Source organism: Pseudoduganella sp. SL102 (genome assembly GCF_027856995.1).
In the GTDB taxonomy this organism is placed as follows: Bacteria; Pseudomonadota; Gammaproteobacteria; order Burkholderiales; family Burkholderiaceae_D; genus Rugamonas; species Rugamonas albidiflava.
The window spans coordinates 4,094,468-4,119,480 of sequence record NZ_CP115554.1; the positions used below are offsets into that span (position 1 = coordinate 4,094,468).

Here is a 25,013-nt window from a genome sequence, read left to right on the forward strand (position 1 = left end):
AGCGTATGGCGTCGCGCAATAGCTTTATCGAGGTCCCCTCAGCTGATGCCTTGGCTGGTGAGGTATTCCTCGTAGTTGCCGCGGAAGTCGACCACTTCGTTTTCCTTGATCTCGATGACGCGGTTGGCCAGCGACGACACGAATTCACGGTCGTGCGACACGAAGATCAGGGTGCCGGCATATTTGTCGAGCGCGATGTTCAGCGATTCGATCGATTCCATGTCCATGTGGTTGGTCGGCTCGTCGAGCAGCAGCACGTTGTGGCGGCCCAGCATCAGCTTGCCGTACATCATGCGGCCCTTTTCACCGCCGGACAGCACGCGCACCGACTTCTTCACTTCGTCGCCGCCGAACAGCAGGCGGCCGAGGATGGAGCGCACGGCCTGGTCGTCATCGCCCTCTTTCGTCCAGCGGCCCATCCAGTCGGTCAGGTTGGCGTCGGTGGCGAATTCCTCGGTCGGATCCTGCGGCATGTAGCCGACATTGGCGTTCTCGGCCCATTTCACGAAACCGGTGTCGGGCTGCAGGCTGGCCAGTTCGCCGGCGATACAGCGCAGCATCGTGGTCTTGCCGGCGCCGTTCGCGCCGATGATGGCGATGCGCTCGCCTGCCTCGACCATGATCGAGAAGTTCTTGAACAGGGTCTTGTCGTAGGTTTTCGAGATGTTCTCGACTTCCACGGCCAGGCGGTGCAGCTTCTTCTCGCCCTCGAAACGCACGAACGGATAGGCGCGCGAGGAAGGCTTGATGTCTTCCACCTTGATCTTGTCGATCATCTTGGCGCGCGACGTGGCCTGGCGCGCCTTCGACTTGTTGGCCGAGAAGCGGCGCACGAAGTCCTGCAGTTCGGCGACCTTTTCCTTGGCCTTGGCGTTGTTGGCCAGCTGCTGGTTGCGCGCCTGCGTGGAAGCAAGCATGTAGTCGTCGTAGTTGCCCGGATAGATCTTCAGCGTGCCGTAATCCATGTCGGCCACGTGCGTGCACACCTGGTTCAGGAAGTGGCGATCGTGCGAGATGATGATCATCGTCGAGTTGCGCTGGTTCAGCACATCCTCGAGCCAGCGGATGGTGTTGATGTCCAGGTTGTTGGTCGGTTCGTCGAGCAGCAGGATATCCGGGTTCGAGAACAGCGCCTGCGCCAGCAGCACGCGCAGTTTCCAGCCCGGCGCCACGGCGCTCATCGGACCCTGGTGCAGCTCGATCTCGACACCGGCGCCCAGCAGCAGTTCGCCGGCGCGCGCTTCGGCCGTGTAGCCGTCGTATTCGGCGACCTTGCCTTCCAGGTCGGCGGCCTTCATGTAGTCGTCGTCGGTGGCTTCCGGATTGGCATAGATCGCGTCGCGCTCCTGCATCGCGGCCCACATCTCGGTGTGGCCCATCATGACCACGTCCAGCACGCGCATTTCCTCGTACGCGAACTGGTCCTGGCGCAGCTTGCCCAGGCGTTCATTCACATCGAGCATGACGTTGCCGGCCGACGGCTCCAGGTCGCCGCCGAGGATCTTCATGAAGGTGGACTTGCCGCAGCCGTTGGCGCCGATCAGGCCGTAGCGGTTGCCGTCGCCGAACTTGACGGAGATATTCTCGAACAGCGGCTTGGCGCCGAATTGCATGGTGATGTTTGCGGTGGATAGCACTGATGAGCCCTTGCGTAGATGTGTTTCGATGAACCGCGCATTTTATCATTTCCATTGCCGGCCTGGCACGGGGCAGGCGGCGCCGGCTGTCACAGGTACGGCTGGGCCAGCGTCGGGTAGTCGCTGACGGTGAGAACGAAGCCCTCGGCATCCGATGCCAGGCGCGCCAGGCCGCCATATGGCAGCGTGCAGTGGTGCTTCACGTGCCCGAACGGCAGCCCGGTGAGCACGGGGATCGGCAGCGTTGCGCGCAGGTAGGCCAGCATGGCGTCGAAGTCGTAGCCGTTGTCGAAGGGGGCCAGCCGGTAACCGGAAAAATCGCCCAGCACCAGCGCACGCTGGCCATCCAGCGCGCCCGCGTACAGCAGCTGCAGCACCATCCGCTCGACGCGGTACGGGTGTTCGTTGATGTCTTCGATGAACACGATGCCGCCCGCGATGGGCGCGAAATATGGCGTGCCGAGCAGGTGGTTCAGCATGGCCAGGTTGCCGCCCCACAGGCGCCCTTCGACATCGACGGCCGGGTTGCCGGTTGCGCTGCCGCTCACGGCGTGGGTGGGGCCGCGCAGGCATGCGCTGAACTGGTCCAGAGTGTACGCCACCGGTTCGTCACGGATGAGATCGGCGCACACCATCGGGCCGGCGAAGCTCTTTCGGCCGGTGGCGGCCATCAGGCCCATGTGGAATGCCGTGAAATCGCTGTAGCCGACGAACAGCTTGCCGCTGTCGGCCATGGCCCGGAAATCGATGCGCGGCAGGATGCGCGAGAGCCCGTACGAGCCGCGCAGCGCCATGACCACCTGCACGTCCGGATCGCGGGCAGCCGCTTCCAGCTGCGCCAGCCGGCCGGCATCGGTGCCGCCGAAGCGCTGGTACTTGTCCGCCGGCTGGTAATAGTTATGGACGGTGCAGCCCTGCTGCTCGAGCCGGGCAATGCCGCGCGCCAGCGCGTCATCGTCCAGCGCACTGCCGCTCGGGGCGACGATGGCGATAGCGATTTGGTTCAAGATGGATCCCGCGAATAAGAGGCGGGGCCATCTTACTCGCCGGTGCCGCCCCCAGCAAGACGCGCGGCGACGATCGCCGCCCGCTCGGCCTCATTCCGGCTTGCCACCCGCGCGGCGCGGGCTGCGGCGCGGCGGCTGGCAAAGAAGGCCTTCAGCAGGTTGCCGCATTCCTCGTCGAGCACGCCGCCGACGGCCGCCGTATGGTGGTTCAGCTGTTCCGACGCGAACAGGTCGACGACGGAGCCGGCCGCGCCGGTCTTCGGGTCGCGCGCGCCGTACACCACCTTCGCCAGCCGCGCGTGCATCATCGCGCCGGAACACATCACGCAAGGCTCCAGAGTCACGTACAGTTCGCAGCCGGGCAGCCGGTAGTTGCCCAGGACCCGGGCGGCGGCGCGCATGGCGACGATTTCCGCGTGCGCGGTGGGATCATGGCCGGCGATCGGCTGGTTGAAGCCGCGCGCGATGACGATGCCGTCCTTGACGACGACCGCGCCCACCGGGACTTCGCCCAGGTCCCAGGCGCGCTGCGCCTCGGCCAGCGCTTCGCGCATGAACGATTGCCCGCCGCTGCCGGCGGTGCAGCCGTCGCCCGCCCCTGCCTCAGGCATCGGTGATCTCGGCCCAGCAGTTCGGGGTTTCGTGCAGCACCAGCTTGTGCAGCTTCAGGCCGGTGCCGTAGCGGTCCTTGTAGGCCGCCTTCAGGATGCCGAAGGCCACGGCGGCCAGGTTTTCCACGGTGGGGATGCGGTCGATGACGACGGTCTTGTGGCCTGGCAGCGACGCCAGGAATTCCTTCACGGCGCTATCCTTCTCGTAGACCAGGAAAGCATGGTCCCAGACGTCGACCAGGTGCTCCTTGGCCAGCGCCTTCACGTCGGAAAAGTCCATGATCATGCCGTTGTCGGAATTGCCTTCGGCCGCGATCACTTCGCCGGTCAGCGTGATCTCCAGCGTGTAGCGGTGCCCGTGCAGGTTGCGGCACTGGCTCTTGTGGTCGGGAATGCGGTGGCCGGCATCGAATTCCAGCTTGCGGGTAATGGTCAACATGGGAGGAGCAATTCAGGGAATGTTCAGGAGTTTGTGGGTCTGCAGTGACAGGTTCCATTTCGGATGCCGCTTGCATGTCTCGATCGCCAGCGTGGTGTTGAAGGCCGCCAGCGGGCCATCCATCGGCTGCACGAAGAAGTTGTCGAAGTCCAGGTGCTCGTAGTCGCGCAAGTCCTGGCTGGCTTGCGGGATCACCACCTTCAGTTCGTTGCCTTTCGCAACGACGAGCTGCGCGCCCACTTTCGGGCTGACGCAGACCCAGTCGATGCCGGGCGGGACGGCAACCGTGCCGTTGGTTTCGATGGCGATCGTGAAGCCGGCCGCATGCATGGCGTCGATCAGCGGTGCATCGAGTTGGAGCAGCGGTTCGCCGCCGGTGAAGACGACGTACTTGCTGGCGGGATAGGTGTCGGGCCACAGGCTGTCGATCACCTCGGCCAATGCCTGCGGCGTGGCGAACTTGCCGCCCCGTTCGCCGTCCGTGCCGACGAAGTCCGTGTCGCAGAACTGGCAGGTGGCGCTGGCGCGATCGCTTTCGCGGCCGGTCCACAGGTTGCAGCCGGCAAAGCGGCAAAACACGGCCGGCCGGCCGGCGTGGGCGCCCTCGCCCTGCAGCGTATAGAAAATCTCTTTGATACTGTAAGTCACGATGAATCCTGGTGGGCCGGCCTGGCCGGCCGGACTGGCGGGGCTTGGCCGGATGGCGAACCCTCGATTATATGCCAAAGCGCGGCGACCGGCGGTGGCGGCCACTGATGGTTGTCTTTAAGTAACATCAGCTGTGCGGGGTACAGCGACCGTGGCCGGGCAACTGATGGCTGGTGGTGCGACAGTGGCAGCAGGGTCGCCTGGCCGGTGACTGGCCGGGCCGGTATTCCGCCCGCTTTTCGACCGGGTCCCGTCTTCGGCCAATCCGCCCAGCCCGCTTACCGCACATTTGTTCCCGATCAAACGCCGGCCCGATACCGCAATGCACAATCAAGATTCAGCACAACAAATGCTGAAATAACGGAGCAATAAGATAACGCCGTCCAACGCGATCGACTATCCGGGCCCGCCAATGATGAACTCGCAGAAAACAAGCAACGCGCACAAAGTGCACCACCTGATCGATGGATCCCGCTCCGGCCAGCCCGACGGCGATGCGTTCAGGCTGCTCGAGCTGCTGGCCATTCCCGCGTTCGTGCTCGATGCGCGCGGCCGGGCGATCGCGTGGAACCGTGCATGCGAGCGGCTGACCGGCGTACCGGCCAGCGACGTGCTCGGCACCACCGATACGTGGCGCTGTTTCCACCGTACTCCGCATCCGACGCTGGCCGACCTGGTGGTCCAGCAGCGCACGCACGAGGCGCCGGCGCTGTACGACGCCCATGCCCAGCCCTGCGGGGAACCGGGCCACCTGAGCGCCGAAGGGTGGTGCGACATGCCGCGGGGCGGCCGGCGCCGCTACCTGGCGGTCGACGTCAGCCCCATCTGCAACGAGTTCGGCGGCCTGGCCGCCGTGGTGCAGACGCTGCGCGACATGACCGAGGAAAAACAGGCCCAGATTGCGCTCGAACAGCTGGCCACGCGCGACGCGCTGACCGGGCTGGCGAACCGCCGCTGCTTCGACGATACGCTGCATGCCGAGTGGCAGCGCGCGCTGCGCCAGCAGCAGCCGCTGTCGCTGCTGATCAGGAATCTCGGGACGGCTCACCATAGCTCAGATGGCACGCTTCTCACGGGGAAAAGAGCGCGTCGTTCAAGTCACGCGTCTCCAGATGGCTCACGAAATATCACGCAAGCGCGTTCTCATTTGTGGGCAGGTTTGTGGGACACTTTTGGGGGCAGATTTGTGGGACGCTCTGAAAACGATTTTGTGGGCAAAGGCCATGGAGAGATTGATATGGCAAGGCATCGCAAGCAAGCGTTAACGGCCTTGGGCATCCAGGCCAAAAAAGAGCCGGGCTACTACGCTGACGGTAACGGCCTGTACTTGCGCGTGGCGCCGGGCGGCACCAAGTCATGGATCTTCCGCTACATGTTACGTGGGCGCGCCAGGGAGATGGGCCTTGGTTCAGTGCTCTACAAGCCGCTCGCCCAGGCCAGAGAGGAAGTAGTGCAATACCATCAGCTCCTGTTGGCATACATCGACCCGATCGAGCATCGGAAGGCGCAAAGACAGAAGGTAGATGATGCCGCGCGCAAACTGCAGACCTTTCGCCAGTGTGCTACCAGGTATCATGCAACGCACAGCAGCACTTGGCGCAACCCCAAGTCACGCAAGCAGTGGTTCGATTCATTGGTGACATACGTCTTCCCCACTCTCGGCGAACTGGACATTAATGCGATCGGCAAGGGAGAGATACTGGCGACACTCGAACCCATTTGGTTCACCCGCACCGACACGGCAAACCGCGTGCGCCAACGCGTGAAAGCAGTGCTGGATTGGGCGTCGGCACGCGACCTGCGGACGGTGCACGATCCACTTCTCTGGGACCAGATTGCCCTCGCGCTTCCTGCAATCAAAGATTTGCACAAACCAACTCACTTCCCGGCCTGCCCCTATGTGCAGGTTGGAGCTGTCATCAGGACGATACAAACCTCTGCGGCACCCGCGGTTGTGAAGCACGCGATGGAATTTGCCATCCTGACCGCAGCGCGAATCGGCATGGTCCGGCTAGCAACTTGGGACGAATTCGATCTCGACGAGGAAAGATGGGTTCTCTCTGCAGCGCGCATGAAAGCCGGCGTCGAATTCCGTGTGCCGCTTGCGCCACGCGCCTTGGAGATTCTGAAGGTGCGTAAGAACGAGTGTGAAGACAATGCCAGCCCAAGCAACCTGGTATTCCCTACGCCGGACGGCAAGGCGTTCTGGGAGAACAAGTTTCTACTACTCCTTCGCGAGCAGGGAATGAAATTTACTATGCATGGCTTCCGCTCGACATTCCGAGACTGGGCTGCCGAGCAGACCAATTTCCCGCGGGAGGTGTGCGAAGCGGCCCTTGCGCATTCAGTAAAGAATTCAACTGAGGCAGCGTATTTCCGGAGCGACCTCTTCAATAAACGCCGAGAATTAATGTTAGCGTGGGCAGAGCAATGCTCTCGATAAAATGCACAGCACCTCAATAAATAACATAGAACTCACCGCGCGCGGCAAGCCCACACTCATCCATTCACAGTGACTCTCGTCCTTGATCGCCATCCGTAGTGCAAAACATAATACGACAAAATTTAAGCCAGTAAGCGTAGCGGAGAACTTAGCATCTTCTGCCCTAAGCCAAATCGATTATCATAGTCTTCGCATTTTTTAGTGCCGCTAGCATAATGCATTTTGTTGAATTATGTCTAAACGGATTCGGTTGCCGCCGTCTCCACCAACCTTACGTTTCACATTGTTTCAGATGTGCCTAAAAGCCGCCTCCTTCATAGGGAGAGCGGCTTTTTTGTTGTTTCACACGGTATCATTTCGGTTCGTTAGATACCGTCGCTTCTCACGGTACTTCTGACGGTACTCAGCCTTTGATAACTTTAGATACCGTATGCCGCTCACAGATCTCGAACTTAAACGCGCCAAGCCCCGCGAGAAACCCTATAAGCTTACTGACGGACAGGGTTTGCATGTGCTCATCAAACCTACCGGGAGTAAATACTTCCACTTCGACTTCAAATTCGATGGGAAGCGCGGTACGACTTCCTTCGGGGTTTACCCCGATGTTTCGTTGGCCGTAGCGCGCGAACAGCGCAGTGAATGGCGGCGACTACTCGCCGAAGGCATTGACCCCAGGGTCCTCGAAAAAGATGCTGAGAAGGCATCTGCCAGAGCTGCTGCAAATAGCTTTGAAATTGTGGCCCGCGAATGGTTTGCGAAGCAAGCGCTACGTTGGGTCCCAAGTCATGCAGATAGAATTCTGAGCAGGTTAGAGCGTGACATCCTTCCTTGGCTCGGACCGCGACCAATAGCAGGCATCACCGCTGGGGAACTGTTGAAATGCTTAGAGCGCATTGAAGGCCGCTCCCCAGAGACTGCACGCAGAGCGCTCAGCGAGTGCAGACAGATTTTTCGATACGCAGTCGTCACTCAACGCATGGAACGTGATGTGTCTGCGGACCTGCAAGGGGCGCTGAAACCGGTAATGAAAAAGCACTTCCCAGCGATCACCGGACCGGCCGAGGCATCGCAGTTATTACGGGCTCTTCATTCTTACCGGGGATCAATTGTGACTGAGTGCGCCTTACGACTTGCTCCGCTCGTATTTGTGCGCCCAGGCGAGTTGCGGAAGGCCGAGTGGAGCCATATTGATCTGGATATAGGAGAGTGGAGGTTTATCTCTTCCAAAACAAAAACACCTCACATTGTCCCGCTAGCGAAACAAGCTGTTGAAATCCTCCGTGACCTGCATCCAGTTACGGGGCGGGAGCCTTATGTTTTTGCCGGCCCTAGAACTAAACGCCCTATCAGCGACAATACGCTTTTACAGGCATTGCGTAGCTTAGGAATAGAAAAAGACAAAATGACGATCCATGGCTTTCGCGCTATGGCTCGGACAATTATGGATGAGGAACTTGATTTTCGACCCGATCTAATTGAGCACCAGCTTGCTCATAAAGTGCACGGGCCGCTCGGCAGAGCTTATAATCGCACCTCTCACCTCGCAAAGCGCAAGGAAATGATGCAGCGTTGGGCAGATTACTTAGACACGCTTCGTACAAAAATATAACGCCATCACCAAATTGGGGGCGTAATTTTCAAATTTAAGCTCCCATCTTGATGACGCCGCAATTAACTTTCTAACGCCAGGGTGCCAGATAGCGTAGCACTAGTTTCCATTCCGCCAAATTAACATAATGCATATGTCCCATGCGACAGCCCTAATATCACCTACAACTTGCAGCATTCGAGTATAACATTCCAAATTCGTCGCCACATAGCTCGCGCTAAAGCTTGTGCGCTAAGGCAACCTGACATTGTTTTCTTCTTAAGCCTAATATTAGCCGACAACAGTTACATTCTTTGCTCTAGGCAGTCTGCCATCCCCCTCCTCCACTTCATATTCGATAACGGTTCCAAGCGTTACACCGCTATCGCGATCTGGCCCAATAAAAGAGCTGTAGTGCACGTACACATCTTTCCCGTGATCCCTATGCACGAACCCATAGCCTTTTATTGGATCATATACATGCAGAATGCCGCGTATTACTTTCTCAGGCATAAATTCCCTTCAAAGTTTGCGTGGGTCGAACTTTATTTATTTGGCCCTGTAATTTTTTGGCTACCGCAGGGTGAGTCCGTTTTACGATCCCAATTTGACTCTGAATTCTGTAGAATTTCTTTATATATCCAAGACCATCTGTATCAACTCGTTTTCGGCAAAATCTGTCTACAACGAGTGAAATCTTTGCTACCGTTCTATCATCATGGAGAGGAACAACGTCAGTTAGCAGTTTTCGCAAACGTTCAGCACGTGAATGATTCAATCGACAAAGCAATGCAACCTTCCCAGAAATCGAATTGTAGTCCTCATGGTAATTCTGTGAATAGCGGCCTTCAGCTAGAGCTCGCTTGTAGAGCTCTATAACTTCCTTCGAAATGGAACTGCGTTTTTCACGCAATATTTTCGGCGCGCCCCGGTTTAACCAGAGCCCTGTAACCAAAATTAGTTCTTTTGGATTCGACCGCGATTTCACACTAGTCTTATCCGGATGAAGTTGAAATCCATACGAAGTTACCATTTTTGATACTTGATTTATTATCTTAGTAACCCTCGTGGGTGATATAAGCTTAGTACTACTAATAGTAATATCATCAATAAGCCTGGTGTAAACGAAACCCTGAGCCTCCAGAGTGGAAGCCAGTTTATACTCTTTTTCGAACATTACTATGTTCGATATGGCAGAACTTGTAGGACTTCCTTGCGGCAACTGATCATTCAAAGTGACCAATTTCGACAACATGGAGGCAACAGACATAGGAAATCGGCAAAGGTGCATAAGCGACTTTTGCACAAGTGATTCCTGAACTGATGGAAAGAAGCTTCGAATGTCAAGCGCGATCACAGCCTCAGCTTTCGAATGCGCTGCAGCATTTGAAAGGAAGTCACGAGGATCGGCGGCCTTCACTCCACCATGGAGGTAATGAGGAAATTGGATATGGCAGAGTATTCTACTCAATATCCTTTTTTGCAGAATTTTTAACTCTGTCTGGGGTTCGCACAAAGTGCGATCCTTACCTTTGATCTTCTTTTCAAAAATCAAGTAATTCTTTTCGCCTCGTCTTGCCAATCCGGCTAGCCGTTGCTCTGTGACTCCGAGAGTTCTTGCCAACACAGATACGCTTCCGATGGGAGCGCCTGTGTAAAATATTCTATGAGTACTAGCCATGGAAAATCAGTGAGAGGTGTTAGCTGATATTGAAGTTAGACATCCACTTATGTACTTCGCTAACGAAAACGGGCAAGTAAGCACAAACTACGCTTACAAGTACCGATTTCAATTTGCCAGCGCTGGCGGGTTTGTCGCCGCCGTCAACCTTCCGGTTAACGACGACCAAGTTTTTTACAACAATGTTGACCACGTGAAAGTTTTTCTCTTGCATGTTAGCATTCTCCAAAGTGAGGACATCATTTCTGATGTCGGGCCACTGCACGATTGCAGTAGCTTGCCTAACATTGAATATTGCTACCGAAGGCAAAAACCAGCGCGGCAATTCCCTCTCACGTCATTACGCCTAACTGGGGTAGACCCCTAGGTCGGCTCCGAATCAGCAAGGCGTCGCAGAATTCGTTGAACGCCCAGCTCCCGGTCGTGATCTCGTCCAAAGGATTTGATCGTCCCAAAATGCGGGACACGTATCCTCCGGTGCGCAGTCAACACCTAAACACCCTCAGGCATCCACCTGATAGGATTATCGTACCAAATAAATTTCTGAAATTCAAATAACTTTTCAGTAAGCAACGGACACGTCGAAATGTTGCAGCCTTTTTACGACGCTCGCGTGCGGCGGCTCTCTGAGCCTTATCACTAGGGCAGGGTCTAACGATACGGTCGGAACGGGTTACGCGCGGCCGGTCCTACGGCATCAAGCATGGTCGGTGCGCCATCGGTGCAGGCGCCGCACGGAGCATCTTTGCCAAAATCTCCCAGCCGATATGGCCCTCTTGCTGAAGTAAATGTGCGCCCGCTCTTATATACTCAGTCACATGGATGCCTATGCCAGTTAGATCAACGCCCTGAGCCTGTTCATTGGCTGCGCTGCTCCATCGGCCGGCCACGTAGGCGCTAGGGTATTGACTCGGTCGCGCAATCGGACGACGTGTGCCCCCAGTTCACCTACATTTCTCGGAACGTGGCGCTGTTATCCCATCCCACGGCTCTCGAGACTGTGTGCTAGATGCTTACCTGGCAACTGCAAGCAGTGGCGAGATAGACGCTGCCGTGAGGACTGCCTGCTTGCTAACGATCTACCAACTTGGTCATACATGCCGCTGACCGGAATCACACTACAGAGTGTCAAAAACGTCGTTTTTCCAAAAAGTACCGTTAAAAGTACCGACAAATCCAGCTGGTTCTTGAGTTCGATTCCTGTTGTCAAATTTTCACTGTTGCGGCGGCATCATAATGACACGAGTCCACTAGAGGGCATCCTGGCTACCCGACGCCATGCCGGCGGCGCTGACGCCCATCAGCAACAAGCTCGCGCGGCTCGGTTGCCTGCACCGCTTGACAGACATTGTGCTGCTGTTCTCGTATTCGCCTAAGCTGGCAGGAACCCACCTGACATCGCTATGGCGCTTGTCTTCCGTGGCGGAGGCCTCGGCCAGCCACCCAGGTTGGTACTGACAAGCACGCCAAATGTTTCAGTAGTCAGGGCGAAGAGCGCGGCCTGTCGGGCCACCAGTTCCTCGATATCACGAAAACTTAGCGAAAACCGTAGAGTCAAACCACGTGGCTGACGATCTCGCAGAGGTAGCAAAGGACGCAGTAAGGTTGGCAGTTTGCCATTCAAGCTTTTTTTCAAAACTCAGCGCGCTGGTTAGTTGACAGTGCCCTTCTCCATACATGCTCTGCGCTGGCGGGCCGGCCGATCCACACATTGCATGCGGCGATGTGCTACTGTCGGAGAGCAAACATCCACAGCTGGGACATTGATAAAAATGAAGATCCTTGTCGTCACCACCGATGCGCGTGACCGCCTCAGACTCGACGGCTTTCAGCACGGCCGCTCGGATTCCGACGTTCATTTTGCCTTCCGCTACGTGGACAGCGTCGCTGGGGCCACTGGCAATGGCCTCAAGCCGTGGCCCGATCTGATCCTGCTAAACCCGTTACAGCTGGATTACTCGCCAGACCAGGCTTTCGATGAGCTAGCCTTGGCGTTCGATGCGATTCCTATTGCTGTTCTTACCCAAGATAGCGCTGCGCTTGGCAGGCATCCTGCTGCCGGGGGCACACATCGGCCCCATATTGTGCTGGATACCGCCAACTGGCAGTTGCTGCAGGAAGTATTCTGCTGCCTTGTGGCGGCGGCAGTACAACGGCGCGATGCTTTGCAGCGCCGCAGCCATGAGGGCAGCATCCTCGATGCAATCGCGGATGCCGTCATCAACACTGACGTGGAAGGCAAAGTACGCTATCTGAACAAGGCGGCGATGCGGCTAATGGCATTGACGCCAGAGGCGGCTGCAGATGTGCCCATCACCGCACTGATGGAACTGCATGACGGCACCACGCTTGCGCCACTGGCACACCCGGTGTCCCAGGCACTCGAGACAGGGCAGACCGTCCGCCTACCGCGTGGCACCATCATGCTGCGCACAGACGGCACCGAGATCATCATCGAGGATGCCACTGCGCCCGTCATATCTGAAACCGGGGTGGTCAACGGCGCCGTCATGGTGTTCCATGACGTGACGGATGCCCACGAGTTGCAAGCCCAGGTAGATTACCTGGCATGGCACGACTTTCTGACCGGACTGCCGAACCGGTTCGCGGCGCAGCGGCACCTCAATCGCATCCTGCTCGAAGCGCAGGCGCGCGACCTGCCATTGGCCGTCATGTTTCTCGACTTGGACAAGTTCAAGTCAGTCAACGATACGCTTGGTCATGCCGTCGGCGACGCCGTGCTCGTCTCGGTTGCGGCGCGGTTGCGCAGCTGTTTCCGGATGATCGATCTCGTCAGCAGGCAAGGCGGCGACGAGTTTGTGGTGCTGATGGCGCCGGGAGCAGGCGCCGTGGATGCGACGCACGCGGCGGAGCGTATCTTGGCCGCAGTGGCAATGCCGCACGACATCGACGGCTCAGAGCTGCATGTGGGCACTAGTATCGGCATTGCACTGTACCCCGAGCATGGCGTGACCGGGGAAGCGCTGCTGCACCATGCTGACACTGCGCTGCACGGTGCGAAGAAGGCGGGCCGCAATGGCTGGCGCTTCTTTTCCCAGGACCTGCTGACCTCTGCGCTCCAGCGCAAGCAGATGGAGGACGGCGTCCGGAACGGGCTGGGCGCCGCCGAGGTCGAGTTGTTTTACCAACCGAAGATCCGCATGGCGGATGGCGTGCTGTGCGGGTGCGAAGCGCTGTTGCGCTGGAAGCATCCGGAGTGGGGCTGGGTCAGTCCGGCGCGGTTTATTCGCAGTGCCGAGGAAACCGGCATGATCGTGCCGTTGGGCCGCTGGGTGATGGCAGAAGCCATCAAGCAGGCCAAACAGTGGCAGGCGGATGGCCGCCTGGCGGGGGCGATCGCGATCAATGTCTCTGCGCTGGAGCTGCGCCAGCCTGGTTTTGTCGATGGTATCGAGGCGCATCTGGCCGATGCCCTGCTCGCGCCTTCCTGCTTGCAGATAGAGCTGACGGAATCGACTCTGATGCGGGATATCAACGATACTGCCGGCGTATTGCACCGGCTTAAGAAACTGGGCCTGTCGCTGGCAATCGACGATTTCGGTACCGGTTATTCCAGCCTTAGTTACCTTGCCGAGCTCCCGATCGATCTGCTGAAGGTTGACCGCAGTTTCGTGCATGGAATTGACCGAGCATTGCCGCGCAAGCAGGCATTGCTGCGGGCGGTACTCGTGTTGGCCGACAGCATGGCATTGCCGACGGTAGCCGAGGGTATCGAAACGGGCGCCGAAGAACGCTTCCTGGCGGACTCCGGATGCACTCAGGGACAGGGCTATTACTACAGCCAGGCCATGGATGCGGCAGCCTTCGAAAGGGCCTACTTGATGCTGGCACCCGGCGTGGCCTAAGCAGCGCCACGGCGTCTCCCGTGCGGCTCGTACAGCACGCGCATCACGGTCGCGGTAGACAGGCCGTAGATGCGCAACAAGCTTTCAGCATACTGCCTGCCTTCCGTCGCGGCCAGCTCGATAGCACGTTCTACTGCATACGCGGCCGCTACGTTGGTGCGCGGTATGGCAGCAGCCAGATCGTCGTCGGCAAGCGAGGCGGCGCGTTGACCGATGCCGCCTTTCGGCCCGCGGGGTAACGCATCCCGGACGGCGGGATGTTGGGCGTCGGTACGGCGCCGCGGCCCTCCACGATCCAACACCCGTAGTGCCACCGCACGTGTAGTACCGCGCGCCCGCAGATAATGCCATGCGCTCACGCAGCCCCACAGCGCATCGATCCGGAGCGCTGCATCGACGCGTTTGGCTTGGTCAGCGTCGCTCCGCCTGTCTATGCTCATTGAGGCACTATGTTACCGGGCCTTGCATGGCGCACGTAAGCGACAGCATCGTCCAGTTTTTCGTAGCGATAGGCGCCGACGCTGAACCGTCCTGCAGCAAAGCCGATGTCCAGATCGCGCATCTGGACCTCCTGCGCTTCATCCGGAGCGAATTTGGGCAACCATTGCGGTTGGAACACCGAATCTTTCATGAAGCCAGGCGCACGGTGCTGGGCGCTGGCGTAGCGCAGTGCATCGTCCAGATGGTCATAACGGTATTGCCGGAAATGATAGTGGCGTCCGTCGAAGGTGACTTCAAGCGCGGCGCCGATGTCGGCTGGGTTCATAATTTGTTCCGATACGTCTTATGACGCTGGTAGGTGGCGAATCGTTGCCTGGTCACGCGCGAACGACGGGCACTGCGTGACTAATCGCAGCGAAAGGAATGAGCGCTTTAAGCGGTGTAGCATCGTGTGGCCACAGGAGCCACGTACAATGATGCCTTGTCCTGGTCACTGCTATCGCTCCTGAAACAAACTACAAAGTAGTTGCCGTGGTGAATGACTCGCCCTTTGTGCCGACGGAAATAATGATGAGGTTACTGATTCGTTCGCCCTACCGGTTCAACGACACCGAGCCAAGCATTGAAGGACTAGCAGAAACGTAAGTCCGACTTATTCTTTAAACGCATCTATGATCAGACGGAACTTGACAACTGTGCCGTAAGCATTTTATCTCGAGATCTGGCTCGCAAGATCATGATTCGAACTCTTTTAGTTTTCCAAATGCTGCGTTTGTCTTTGCGCGTGCAGCGTTGACACGTTCAAACAGTTCTCTCGCTAGCAGGTGATAAACATCAATCTTTGAACACTGCGCCAACTCATGCGCTACAGCATGCTCTTCCGCTGCTGCAATAGCATAGGCGTGAAAAGCAGATTGGCCATTGGAACGATAAATTTGCATATAAACCTCAGTATTTGTGCATCAGAACTGCCGGCGCACTCAGGGAGTCGCCGTCGAGTTTCAAGAAAAACGGTATACAATGAAAACTAAATGGTGATGAATATCGTTTTTGCAAGCAAAATCGAAATGAATTTACGGAAATGTAAAGAATTCAATCAGCACGGGGTGCAAATTTGCATGTTATAAATTATGGCGGAGTAGTCGTAAATCGGCCAATCGGCAGCCTAGAATTAGGCTGTCAGAAGCAAACCAGATTGTGGGCACAGCTACCTTGATGATCTATAATACGTACGTCAAACTAGCTTTTACGGATAGCACGCATGAACTCAACCCCAAGAATCCTGGTTTTTGTCGCGTTAGCCAAGTGCTTACACAGTAGAACGTGTACTTAGGGAGTGCTGATTTAATCGAGACTGAAGGGAATGTATTCGCTGGCTCTTGGGCTGGCGGAATTCGACGTCAGGGTCAAGCTGATTAAACCGGGATACGGTCCCACCACGCGTTTCGCTGCGAACAGGGCAGAGCGTATGAAAGACCTCATTCCCGAGCCTTACATGGCTTATGCGCAATCGGTCTTTACCGGCTTCAGTGCGATGTCATTATCCACCACTGAAGCCGCTGTAGCTGAGGCAGTCTGGCACGCCGCGAATGATCCGGCCACAACGCTGCGGTACCCAACGGGCGACGATGCCGTTGCACTAGCCCGGGCGCGATAAGCGACGAGTTGCGCGACGAGAAAGGCATCAGCTTACCTCTTCGGCACCCGTATTAATCACTCACTATCACGACTGTCGTCTCCCGCCCCAAAGCGGACGATTCATTTCCATCCAAGCTTGATCTGAAGTCCCACGGTCGCTGAACTAGGTAAACGCCGATATAGACAACGACCCGTTTGGGCCCAAGTCAACTACTAACCTAATCTGGAATGTAGACGCTAGATGTTCGAGCCCAAGTGCTGAGGCACAGCCTCGTCAAGGTTCAGGCGCCGGAATGCGGTTCGTCAGAGCTTCGCCGCGCTCCAGGGCGCCAATGCTCTCGAGCGTGGTTTGCATGATCTGGTCAACAGCCTCCACTGTGAAGAAGGCCTGGTGGCCGGTGACGATCACGTTTGGAAAAGACACCAGACGCTGGATCACGTCATCTGTGATGACGGTAGAGGACAGGTCCTGGAAGAACAAGCTTGCCTCCTGCTCGTAGACGTCGATCGCCAAGCCGCCAAGTTGGCCGGTCTTCAGCGCCGCGACGGCGGCCTCGGTGTCGATCAGGCCGCCGCGACTGGTGTTGACTAGAATACTGCCCCGCTTGGCCCGAGCCAATGAGGCGGCATTGACGATATGATGGGTGTCTTCGTTCAAAGGGCAATGCAGCGACACGACATCGCTGCAATCGAGCAGCGCATCGATATCTACATAACGTGCCCCAAGCGCTTCAAAGCCGGGATTTGGATACACGTCGTGGCCGACAACTGTGCAGCCGAATCCGAGCATGATGCGTGCGAAGATCATGCCGATTTTGCCGGTCCCGATCACCCCAACCGTCTTGCCGTACAGATCGAAGCCCATCAGCCCGTCGAGATCGAAATTACCATCGCGTGTACGCACGCTGGCACGCGCGATTTTACGGTTGACCGCCAACAGCAGGCCAACGGCGAATTCCGCCACCGAGTGCGGCGAGTAATCCGTCACCCGCACTACGTCGATGCCAAGGCGCTCGGCCGCAACCGCATCGATGTGATTGTAACCGGTCGACCTCGTAGCAACTAGCCGGGTGCCCTGCCGGCCCAGCAGGTCCAGCACCTCCGCGTCGACATTGTCGTTCACGAAGACGCAGACCGCCTCGCAACCCATCGCCAGCACTGCGGTAGCGGGGGTCAGACGGTCCTCAATGAAGCGCAGCTCGTGTCTGGCCTGAGCGTTTGCCCTGGTTAGCATGGTCCTATCGTAGCGCCGCGCGCTAAATACTGCTGTTTTCATTCGATCTCCCGTTTATGTTCGGATTCCCTTACCCAAGAATACCTGCTGCCACTAGAATCGTATTAACTCTTTTTCAAGAAAGTCCGCCATGCTTCCGGACCTCGCCCTGTTTCTCACAGGACAACCATTGCTTACACTGTTCCTGGTGATCGCGGCTGGATATCTGCTCGGCGCAGTGACGGTCAAGGGCTTTTCACTGGGAGCCGGCGCCGTGCTGTTCGTCGGCCTGGCCGTAGGAGCAGCCGTCCCGAATCTCTCCTTGCCGCCCCTACTCGGAAACCTTGGCTTGCTGCTGTTCTTGTATGGCGTGGGCATTGCTTACGGCAGCCAGTTCTGGCGCGGCCTCACCAGCGCTGAAGGCGTCAAGGCGAACCTAGCGGCTGTAGTGGCAGTTGGATGTGCACTAGCGCTAACGCTGCTTATGGTGAGATGGTCTTCTGCGCTGGGCCTCGGGGAGGCACTAGGCGCCTTCGCCGGCGCCGGCACTAGTACCGCAGCGTTGCAGGCTGCACTGGCCGATTTCGGCAGTGCTCCCGCTACCGGATATTCGGTCGCCTACCCGCTCGGGGTCGCCGTGCCGATTCTGATCCTGGGACTTTACAATGCGCTACGCAAACCGACCATTGCGCAAGGTAGCGCCGCGGCATTGCATATCGAGGAAATCGACGTTGACGAGTTCAGCGTGCTTAACACAACCCTGGGTGAAGCTGGAAGCCGGCTGCCTGCGGGGATTACGATCGCCGCCATCCGCCGTGGGCATCGCAACCTCGTCGCGGACGATGCGATGCGCATCGAGCATGGCGACGTTCTGCTGCTCACCGGAATCGATCCGAAGGTCCTACATGACGCGGCAACCCGCTTCGGGCGCGCCCATCCGGGCAGGATGATGCGCGACAGGAGTGACCTCGACTACGAGCGCTTCTTCATATCGAACCCGGCGCTTATCGGCAGGGTCATCGCCTCTCTGGCGCTCCCACCCGAACTTAATGCCCGCATCCTTCACCTGCGTCGTAGCGACGCTGACCTACCGCTGACCCCGCAGCGCGTACTAGAAGCCGGCGACCGCATTGGGGTTCTCGCTCCACGCGCCAGCTTTCCCGCCCTGCGCAAGCTGTTTGGCGACTCGGTTCGCAGCACCGGCGACGTCAGCTATATCGGCATCGGCGTGGGTGTCACGCTGGGACTCGGCTTAGGGGCCATCCGCTGGCCATTGCCGCTGCTGGGCCAGTTCTCGTTGGGGTTCGCGGGACTGCTGCTGATAGCGCTGTTGCTGGGCTGGTGTCGCCGAACTGGGCCTCTTTATTGGGCGATGCCGATCTCGGCCAACCTCGTGCTGCGCAATTTCGGCCTGACTCTCTTTCTGGCGGTTGTCGGCCTGTCCTCGGGCGCGACCTTCGCGGCGACTATTGCCGAGGACGGCGTGCTGTATCTACTGCTCGGCAGTACCATTGTGGCGACGCTGGTGGTGGTGACGATGACGATCACCCTTCTGGTGTTCCGCCTGCCCTTTGACAGCGTAGCAGGCATCGTGGCCGGCGTGACCGGCAATCCGGCGATCCTCGGGTTCGCTAACCGGATTGCACCTACCGATCGCCCCGACATTGGCTACGCCATGATCTTCCCCTCGATGACGGTCCTGAAAATGCTACTCGTTCAGCTGGTCGGGGTATGGAGTACATGAGTAATGGGGTTGCCATCAGCTTTACAGCTTGCCAGCATTACATCCCGATGGTGACATCTACTAACAGCTCGATTGTGACTGGCTGCTACCGCCCCAAAGCGGCCCCTCTGCGGTACATAAAAAGGAGAGCGGTATACCGAAGAGTCTCTGCGGCATGGGGAAGGCTAAGACATTTGCGGTAAGCGCACCGTAAACTCTGTTCCCGCCACTTCGTTAGATGTCACGTCGATACTTCCGCCGTGCGCGATAGCGATCTGTTTAGCGATGAAAAGGCCCAAGCCTAAGCTGCTTCGAGGTCGTTCGTTGCCGGGCTGTTCCGGCAACTGCACCAGCGGCGAGAAGAGGTTCGGCAGAGCTTTCATTGGAATCGTAGCTCCTTCATTGCGAACCTTGATGAAAGCATGACGTTCCTCACACCCGACTACGATGATTATTGGCTTGCCTGGCGTACCATATTGGGCTGCGTTGTTCGCCAGATTCGTTACCAATTGCTGCAAGCGCAGCTGGTCGAAGTTCCCAATCAATTCTCGCGGAGCCTCCAGTTGGAAGATCGCGAGCGGGTGGCCCGCGTTCGCATCCCCGATTGCCCATCGGGACATCTCTACGAGGTCGCACTGTCGGCGTTCGACAGCGATACCATCGCCCAACTGAGTGCGCGCCAAAGCCAGTAAGTCATCAACCATGCCCGACATTGTCACCGCGCTGCGCTTAACCCGCAAACCAACTTGGCGCACCTCCTCGTCATGGCGTCCCGGTTGGGCGAGGTAAGTTCCCGCTGTCATAGCTGCCGCCAAAGGACTGCGAAGGTCATGCCCAAGGATTGCCAGGAACATGTCGCGTGTTTCATTCAGCTTTTCGGTGTATGCGACTGCTGCCTCGGAAAGAGACTGATCGATCGCCTCGTTGAAGCGTGTCATGTCGCCCAGGCGGTCGGTAGGGTCTATGTCACCTTCCTGTCGCCATAGCCGCAGGACACTAGCACGCAGAGCGCGGTACTCAGCAATAAGTTGAAGTAGCGTAAAGCCGCTCGCGTAACGCATCCGGCCATGGATGGCGGAAGCGCTGTCGTCACACTCCAGACGGGGCGTTACGCCGCTGCGAGACTTGCTTGTGGCCTGTTCCGCGCTCTCTGCGGTGGCGATATCTTTTGCGACGAAATCGAGGATTTGCCGTGCATGATTACGTAAATCAACACTGGACATGTTGCTGGTCACCGCGCCAAAAGTTTTTGCGAATACCTCCCATTCCATGAGAATCGATTCTGTGCGGTTTTGGATGAAGTCTGAGATGTTCATAGCGGGCTATTTGAACCGATATAACGGTAGCGGCAAGGCATGACGTAACTCAGGATAACTCACTCCCACCTTGCGCCGTGCAATCTTTCGTGACGACTGCGCTCATGCAGGCTCGGCCGCTTTTCGAACAACGGGGCCACGTATTCCATGGAGCTGCCTGACACGAGCGTCGTGGTCAACATGGATCCTACTCGGTTGGCCCAAGTGTTCGGCAACTTACTCCACAACGCGGCGAAATACACGCCCGACGGCGGCTCGATCGCCATCCGCGTCGCGTTTGAGGATGGCCGGGCAGTCGCGCGTGTTTGACTCCTGCTCGGGCGCGCCGCCAGGCATGCTCAACTCCATCTTTGAGCTCTTTTCCCAACTTCCGGGCTTGGTCGCTCCGACGGAGGCCTATGAATCGCCCCGCGTTTTGTGGAGAGGCCATTCCTTGAGGAAATCGAGCTATGAAAAAGTAACCCAACTATTCCCCCGAAGTCATCGAGCGCGCCGTGCGCATGGTCAGCGAAGCCGGCAGCCAGTACGATTCACAGTGGGCACCGTTTACATCGATCGTGGCTAAGATTGGCTACACGCCGGAAACACTGCGCCGGTGGGTACGCCAGCAGGAGCGCGATATCAGCCAGCGGCCTGGGCTGACTACCGCTGAAGAGGAGCGCGTCAAGGCGCTCGAGCGGGAAGTGCGCGAACTGCGCAAGGCAAATGAGATCCTGCGCTTGGCGAGTGCATTTTCGCCCAGGCGGAGCTCGGCCGCCACTTCAAACCGTGAGAGCGTTCATTGACCGGTACCGCAATACCCACGGTGTCGAACCTGGCCGGTCGCACCGATCTGCAAGGTAATGCAGGTCGCGCCGTCAGGTTACTGGCGCCACGCTGCGCGGCAACGCAACCCCGAACTGCGCTGTGCCCGTTGCCAAGGCTATGCCAAAATTGAAACCGCGCTATCGGAAGTCAACGCGCTCGGCCTGCGCCACGCTGTACTGAAGTTCCCAAAATGGCAGTGAAATAGTCGACCCTTGCATAGGAGGAACATCGATGTTTTCAATATCTTCACAATGCTGTGGACTTACCCCAAAAGAAATCGCGCAACGACGTGATGGCATGCTGTACGTGCACGATCGGCTCAGCAAGGCCGAGTGGACCCGGGATCCTGTCGCAAAGGAACTACTGGGACGTGAGCTGTCTAAATCCCTGGAGGAAATTATCCAGGGCCGTCATCTACCCTTTGAATGGAACAAACATGGGTCACTATAGCTACGAAATAACTGGGCGAGCAGGTCCCCCCACTTGGGCGGCGGCTGGGACTTACACTTTCTGAAGGATGGCAAGGAAGTAAGCCACAGTGTGTTCGCCGCGCCGGTAGGGACCAATGCAGAGGTGGCAGCATGGTGGGATGAGATCAGCGTTGTAGAACGTGTCAATTGGCTGGACCGTAGCTGCGTCACCAGCATAGCCGAGGCGTACAGGTTTTACGCAATGACTGAGTCCTATGCGCAAGCTGAGGCCGAAGGGCAGAGTTGGGCGGCCCGACATCAAGGGCACATGAATACGATTTTTGGTGACGCACCGTACCTGCGGATGGTACATAACAGCCTGCAATCGTTAGGCTTTGACCCTAGATCGACAGGGAGAACTTCGAACTGCCGAGCTGGTCGGAATCACCTTCTTGACCCGTGACGCGTTTGGTGTGGCGCGGGCTTACCGATACGCCTATCTCGCCGGCATTAACACCGACCTTATTACCGAGGTATTCGCCGACCCAAAACTGCTTCGGGGCTATGCATTCCCTGTCTACCGCGTAGGAGGCCGGCTATGTACGTCGTGTCCGACGCACGCAGATCCTGTCCGCCCACATCGAAATACTCAAGGGTTGATAGCATAGCCCCATAGGGAATTGGAGCAGCCAATGAATGATGCTAACCGAAGAGCAACAGACTCGGCTGATAATGGTACAGCACAATTAAGGGCAGACCGTCTTCGCGCCGAACAAGTTGAAGTTGGCTTGGTCATGCAGGAGATGCTCGGCACGCGGGCTGCGGCTAGCTATCTCTGCGAGAAGAACGTTTCGCTCGACATCGCGACGAGGGTACTGACGCGACCTTGGCAGCGCAGATGGCGCCCATCTGTTAATGACGCGGCGTTCGAAGCTGCGCCTGCATTAGTCCAGCCATAATCAACTAAATAATTTTATAAAATGTCAACGAAATCACTGCTTGTATGTTGAAAGCTAACAGCCGGCTGTTTTAGCACGCGGTCAAGTCACCGGGAGCTAAAATGATTCGACAAAATTTACAAGTGGCCACACTCGTTGATGCCGCCGTGATCCTAAAGGAGGTATTTGGTTCCTCGTACGCCAAAGCACTTCTAGGAGCTGCGGCAGTCTGTCGAATTCTACGCTGCCGAACAGCGGACGCATAACCACGAAAGGAGGCCAAGTATTGTTACCAGACTGTTCGCTCAGATCGATGATCATCGCACAGGCCTGTGACATGCCGGGCATTGCCTGCGCCTCATCGTAGAAGCGTTTCAGATATGGCGTAATCGAGGCGATCAAAGCCCCCGGGAGGCTCGATGTCGGCCTATTCGACCGGGAGTGCCCGGTCGCGTAGCAAGAGAGGCGCAACCGGAAGGCCAGTAGGACCCGAGAGGGCAAGGTTTCGATGATGCGTTCCTCATGTTCTGCATAGCAATCACTGCTCAGGCCCGGCGCCGCGCAGGCATCAGTGCCCGCTGGCTCCCTCCGCACCGATACCAGTTTCCGAACGCACTTCCTGTGCTTCGAAGCCGGCCTTGTCGATGGCGGCCCGCGGGCTCCTGTCGGTCACCGAAAACAGCCAGATGCCAGCAAAGCCGACCGTCATCGAGAACAACGCTGGCGACGTATAAGGGAAAATTGCCTCGGCATTGTTGAACACATCGACCCACACCGATTTCGACAGTACGGTCAGGGCGACAGCACTAAACAAGCCAAGGAAGCCGCCGACGGTGGCGCCACGGGTTGTGCACTTGCTCCACAGCACTGACATGAACAGCACCGGGAAGTTGGCCGACGCGGCAATGGCGAACGCCAGCGATACCATGAAGGCCACGTTCTGCTTCTCGAACACGATCCCGAGCAGCACAGCAATTACACCCAGCACGACGGTGGTGAATTTCGACACGCGCAGCTCGCTGCCCGGTGCCGGCTTACCCTTCTTGATCACCGTGGCATATAGGTCGTGAGACACGGCCGAGGCACCGGACAGCGTCAGGCCGGCAACCACCGCAAGGATGGTTGCGAAGGCCACGGCTGAGATGAAGCCGAGAAACAGGTCGCCACCGACGGCTTTCGACAGGTGCACAGCGGCCATGTTGTTACCGCCCAGCAGCGCGCCTGCGGAATCTTTAAAGTCCGGATTTGTTCCCACCAGCACGATCGCGCCGAAACCAATAATGAAGACCAAAATATAGAAGTAGCCGATCCAGGTGGTGGCCCACAGCACCGACTTGCGCGCTTCCTTGGCGCTCGGCACGGTAAAAAAGCGCATCAGGATGTGCGGCAGGCCGGCCGTGCCAAACATTAACGCCATGCCAAACGAAATGCCGGAGATCGGATCCTTGATAAAGCCGCCCGGCCCCATGATCGCATCTCCCTTCGCGTGCACTTCGACAGCCTTGCCAAACAGCGCCGATGGGCTGAAATCATATAGGGCCAGCACCGCGAACGCCATGTAGCTGGTGGCGACCAGCAGCAGCACCGCCTTGATGATCTGCACCCACGTGGTGGCGGTCATGCCGCCGAATAGCACATACACCATCATCAGCACGCCAACCAGCACTACGGCGATCCAGTAGTCAAGCCCGAACAACAGCTTTATTAGCTGGCCGGCACCGACCATCTGGGCGATTAGGTAGAACAGCACCACGACCAGCGTGCCAGACGCAGCGAACATGCGCACCGGTGTCTGGGCAAAGCGGTAGGCGGCCACGTCGGCAAAAGTAAAGCGGCCCAGGTTGCGCAGCCGTTCGGCCATCAGAAAGGTGAGCACCGGCCAACCAACCAGAAAGCCGATTGCATAGATCAGGCCGTCGAAACCACTGGCAAAGACGGCAGCGGAAATGCCGAGGAATGAGGCGGCCGACATGAAGTCGCCGGCAATCGCCAAGCCGTTCTGGAAGCCGGTGATGCCGCCGCCGGCCGTGTAGAAGTCCGATGCCGAGCGGGTGCGCTTGGCCGCCCACTTGGTGATGAAAAGCGTCGACAGCACGAACCCTGCGAACATGCTGATCGCTGTCCAGTTAGTGGGTTGCTTAGTCGCTTGGCCCAAGTCTGGCGCCGCCAGCGTGATGCCGGCCATGGCAAGCAACACTAACGCGGCGGCCGCATGGGAAAAGAAGCGGCAATGCAGGCTGCTGTTCATTTAGGCACCTCCGCGCACTGGCTTGCTTTGGCCGCGGCCCCAGACTGTTGGACGACATTTTTGTGAATGGCGTCGGTCAGTACATCAAATTCGCGGTTCGCGCGGCGCACGTAGATTGCCGTAACCCCGACGGTAAACACGATCACGAACAAGCCGAGCGGCACGCCCCGGGACATGACGCCGTCGCCGATCTTGGCTGCCATGAATTGCTTGTCAAATGCGTTCAGGGCGGTAAAGCCGTAATACACGATCATTACAGCCCAGGTCAGCATCCACCCGTAACGGGAACGTGTCTTGACTAGTTTCTGATAATTAGGGTCATTCTTGACCTGCTGAACAACGGACGGTTCCATGTCTAC

The 25,013-nt window shown here is 57.7% G+C and carries 20 protein-coding genes, 1 pseudogene and 1 other annotated feature; of the genes and pseudogenes, 7 read left to right on the plus strand and 14 right to left on the minus strand.

The window, feature by feature from the left end:
- Window positions 1-38: 38 nt before the first annotated feature.
- From OU994_RS17280 to queE, 5 genes are all read right to left on the minus strand, one after another.
- Window positions 39-1,637, minus strand: coding sequence for an ABC-F family ATPase (locus tag OU994_RS17280; protein WP_131145779.1), 1,599 nt, complete (start codon window positions 1,635-1,637; stop codon window positions 39-41).
- Window positions 1,638-1,726: 89 nt separating this feature from the next.
- Window positions 1,727-2,644, minus strand: coding sequence for a muramoyltetrapeptide carboxypeptidase (gene ldcA, locus OU994_RS17285; RefSeq protein WP_281606877.1), 918 nt, complete (start codon window positions 2,642-2,644; stop codon window positions 1,727-1,729).
- A gap of 32 nt (window positions 2,645-2,676) precedes the next feature.
- On the minus strand, window positions 2,677-3,255 hold the full coding sequence (gene tadA / locus OU994_RS17290; protein WP_281606878.1) for a tRNA adenosine(34) deaminase TadA: 579 nt from the start codon (window positions 3,253-3,255) through the stop codon (window positions 2,677-2,679).
- Window positions 3,248-3,694: a 6-carboxytetrahydropterin synthase QueD gene (gene queD, locus OU994_RS17295; protein ID WP_131145777.1), complete on the minus strand. Its 447-nt coding sequence runs from the start codon at window positions 3,692-3,694 to the stop codon at window positions 3,248-3,250. Before queD ends, tadA begins: the two co-directional genes overlap by 8 nt.
- A 12-nt stretch (window positions 3,695-3,706) precedes the next feature.
- Window positions 3,707-4,342 (minus strand): 7-carboxy-7-deazaguanine synthase, encoded by a 636-nt coding sequence (gene queE, locus OU994_RS17300; RefSeq protein WP_281606879.1) that lies wholly within the window; start codon window positions 4,340-4,342, stop codon window positions 3,707-3,709.
- A 412-nt stretch (window positions 4,343-4,754) separates the two neighbouring features.
- Between queE and OU994_RS17305 the strand changes: the two genes are divergently transcribed.
- Both OU994_RS17305 and OU994_RS17310 read left to right on the plus strand, forming a co-directional pair.
- The gene (locus OU994_RS17305) at window positions 4,755-6,785 is read left to right on the plus strand and encodes an integrase arm-type DNA-binding domain-containing protein (RefSeq protein WP_281606880.1); all 2,031 of its coding nucleotides are present in this window, start codon (window positions 4,755-4,757) and stop codon (window positions 6,783-6,785) included.
- A gap of 430 nt (window positions 6,786-7,215) precedes the next feature.
- Window positions 7,216-8,394 (plus strand): integrase arm-type DNA-binding domain-containing protein, encoded by a 1,179-nt coding sequence (locus tag OU994_RS17310; protein WP_281606881.1) that lies wholly within the window; start codon window positions 7,216-7,218, stop codon window positions 8,392-8,394.
- 270 nt (window positions 8,395-8,664) lie between these two features.
- Here OU994_RS17310 and OU994_RS31760 read toward each other — a convergent pair whose 3' ends face one another.
- From OU994_RS31760 to OU994_RS17320, 3 genes are all read right to left on the minus strand, one after another.
- Entirely contained in the window at window positions 8,665-8,886 is a 222-nt protein-coding gene (locus OU994_RS31760; protein ID WP_373922463.1) for a cold-shock protein, read from the minus strand.
- On the minus strand, window positions 8,879-9,928 hold the full coding sequence (locus OU994_RS17315) for a reverse transcriptase family protein (RefSeq protein WP_281606882.1): 1,050 nt from the start codon (window positions 9,926-9,928) through the stop codon (window positions 8,879-8,881). The genes OU994_RS31760 and OU994_RS17315 overlap by 8 nt, the downstream gene beginning before the upstream one ends.
- A gap of 145 nt (window positions 9,929-10,073) precedes the next feature.
- Window positions 10,074-10,268, minus strand: coding sequence for a hypothetical protein (locus tag OU994_RS17320; protein ID WP_281606883.1), 195 nt, complete (start codon window positions 10,266-10,268; stop codon window positions 10,074-10,076).
- A gap of 1,558 nt (window positions 10,269-11,826) precedes the next feature.
- On the opposite strand from OU994_RS17320, the gene OU994_RS17325 reads away from it, so the two are divergent.
- Window positions 11,827-13,920: a bifunctional diguanylate cyclase/phosphodiesterase gene (locus OU994_RS17325; protein ID WP_281606884.1), complete on the plus strand. Its 2,094-nt coding sequence runs from the start codon at window positions 11,827-11,829 to the stop codon at window positions 13,918-13,920.
- A 436-nt stretch (window positions 13,921-14,356) separates the two neighbouring features.
- Here the strand turns inward: OU994_RS17325 and OU994_RS17330 are convergent, their stop codons facing one another.
- Both OU994_RS17330 and OU994_RS17335 read right to left on the minus strand, forming a co-directional pair.
- The gene (locus tag OU994_RS17330) at window positions 14,357-14,686 is read right to left on the minus strand and encodes a hypothetical protein (protein ID WP_281606885.1); all 330 of its coding nucleotides are present in this window, start codon (window positions 14,684-14,686) and stop codon (window positions 14,357-14,359) included.
- 409 nt (window positions 14,687-15,095) lie between these two features.
- Entirely contained in the window at window positions 15,096-15,302 is a 207-nt protein-coding gene (locus OU994_RS17335) for a hypothetical protein (RefSeq protein WP_281606886.1), read from the minus strand.
- Between the two features lie 422 nt (window positions 15,303-15,724).
- On the opposite strand from OU994_RS17335, the gene OU994_RS17340 reads away from it, so the two are divergent.
- A complete protein-coding gene (locus tag OU994_RS17340) occupies window positions 15,725-16,018 on the plus strand; it encodes a hypothetical protein (RefSeq protein ID WP_281606887.1) in 294 nt (97 codons plus the stop codon).
- A gap of 255 nt (window positions 16,019-16,273) precedes the next feature.
- Here OU994_RS17340 and OU994_RS17345 read toward each other — a convergent pair whose 3' ends face one another.
- On the minus strand, window positions 16,274-17,275 hold the full coding sequence (locus OU994_RS17345) for a 2-hydroxyacid dehydrogenase (protein ID WP_281606888.1): 1,002 nt from the start codon (window positions 17,273-17,275) through the stop codon (window positions 16,274-16,276).
- Window positions 17,276-17,363: 88 nt separating this feature from the next.
- On the opposite strand from OU994_RS17345, the gene OU994_RS17350 reads away from it, so the two are divergent.
- On the plus strand, window positions 17,364-18,956 hold the full coding sequence (locus tag OU994_RS17350; protein ID WP_281606889.1) for an aspartate:alanine exchanger family transporter: 1,593 nt from the start codon (window positions 17,364-17,366) through the stop codon (window positions 18,954-18,956).
- Between the two features lie 164 nt (window positions 18,957-19,120).
- On the opposite strand, the gene OU994_RS17355 is transcribed toward OU994_RS17350, so the two are convergent.
- Window positions 19,121-20,251 carry a sensor histidine kinase gene (locus OU994_RS17355; RefSeq protein WP_281606890.1) on the minus strand — a complete coding sequence of 377 codons (1,131 nt, stop codon included), beginning with the start codon at window positions 20,249-20,251 and terminating at the stop codon, window positions 19,121-19,123.
- 147 nt (window positions 20,252-20,398) lie between these two features.
- On the opposite strand from OU994_RS17355, the gene OU994_RS17360 reads away from it, so the two are divergent.
- Window positions 20,399-20,560 (plus strand): ATP-binding protein, encoded by a 162-nt coding sequence (locus OU994_RS17360; RefSeq protein WP_281606891.1) that lies wholly within the window; start codon window positions 20,399-20,401, stop codon window positions 20,558-20,560.
- A gap of 191 nt (window positions 20,561-20,751) precedes the next feature.
- Window positions 20,752-21,171: pseudogene (locus tag OU994_RS17365) on the plus strand (transposase); the annotation flags it as partial.
- Window positions 20,979-21,108, plus strand: a sequence feature (AL1L pseudoknot). Its footprint overlaps the pseudogene before it by 130 nt.
- 1,803 nt (window positions 21,172-22,974) lie before the next feature.
- On the opposite strand, the gene OU994_RS17370 reads toward OU994_RS17365, so the two are convergent.
- Window positions 22,975-24,654 carry a cation acetate symporter gene (locus OU994_RS17370; protein WP_281606892.1) on the minus strand — a complete coding sequence of 560 codons (1,680 nt, stop codon included), beginning with the start codon at window positions 24,652-24,654 and terminating at the stop codon, window positions 22,975-22,977.
- A complete protein-coding gene (locus OU994_RS17375) occupies window positions 24,651-25,007 on the minus strand; it encodes a DUF485 domain-containing protein (protein ID WP_281606893.1) in 357 nt (118 codons plus the stop codon). The genes OU994_RS17370 and OU994_RS17375 overlap by 4 nt, the downstream gene beginning before the upstream one ends.
- Window positions 25,008-25,013: the final 6 nt, after the last annotated feature.

Coding starts and splice junctions, on each gene's coding strand:
- tadA (WP_281606878.1), bottom strand. CDS start 3,255: ATGCCTGAGGCAGGGGCGGGCGACGGCTGCACCGCCGGCAGCGGCGGG.
- queD (WP_131145777.1), bottom strand. CDS start 3,694: ATGTTGACCATTACCCGCAAGCTGGAATTCGATGCCGGCCACCGCATT.
- OU994_RS17305 (WP_281606880.1), top strand. CDS start 4,755: ATGATGAACTCGCAGAAAACAAGCAACGCGCACAAAGTGCACCACCTG.
- OU994_RS17310 (WP_281606881.1), top strand. CDS start 7,216: ATGCCGCTCACAGATCTCGAACTTAAACGCGCCAAGCCCCGCGAGAAA.
- OU994_RS31760 (WP_373922463.1), bottom strand. CDS start 8,886: ATGCCTGAGAAAGTAATACGCGGCATTCTGCATGTATATGATCCAATA.
- OU994_RS17320 (WP_281606883.1), bottom strand. CDS start 10,268: ATGCAAGAGAAAAACTTTCACGTGGTCAACATTGTTGTAAAAAACTTG.
- OU994_RS17325 (WP_281606884.1), top strand. CDS start 11,827: ATGAAGATCCTTGTCGTCACCACCGATGCGCGTGACCGCCTCAGACTC.
- OU994_RS17330 (WP_281606885.1), bottom strand. CDS start 14,686: ATGAACCCAGCCGACATCGGCGCCGCGCTTGAAGTCACCTTCGACGGA.
- OU994_RS17335 (WP_281606886.1), bottom strand. CDS start 15,302: ATGCAAATTTATCGTTCCAATGGCCAATCTGCTTTTCACGCCTATGCT.
- OU994_RS17340 (WP_281606887.1), top strand. CDS start 15,725: ATGTATTCGCTGGCTCTTGGGCTGGCGGAATTCGACGTCAGGGTCAAG.
- OU994_RS17345 (WP_281606888.1), bottom strand. CDS start 17,275: ATGAAAACAGCAGTATTTAGCGCGCGGCGCTACGATAGGACCATGCTA.
- OU994_RS17350 (WP_281606889.1), top strand. CDS start 17,364: ATGCTTCCGGACCTCGCCCTGTTTCTCACAGGACAACCATTGCTTACA.
- OU994_RS17355 (WP_281606890.1), bottom strand. CDS start 20,251: ATGAACATCTCAGACTTCATCCAAAACCGCACAGAATCGATTCTCATG.
- OU994_RS17360 (WP_281606891.1), top strand. CDS start 20,399: ATGGAGCTGCCTGACACGAGCGTCGTGGTCAACATGGATCCTACTCGG.
- OU994_RS17370 (WP_281606892.1), bottom strand. CDS start 24,654: ATGAACAGCAGCCTGCATTGCCGCTTCTTTTCCCATGCGGCCGCCGCG.
- OU994_RS17375 (WP_281606893.1), bottom strand. CDS start 25,007: ATGGAACCGTCCGTTGTTCAGCAGGTCAAGAATGACCCTAATTATCAG.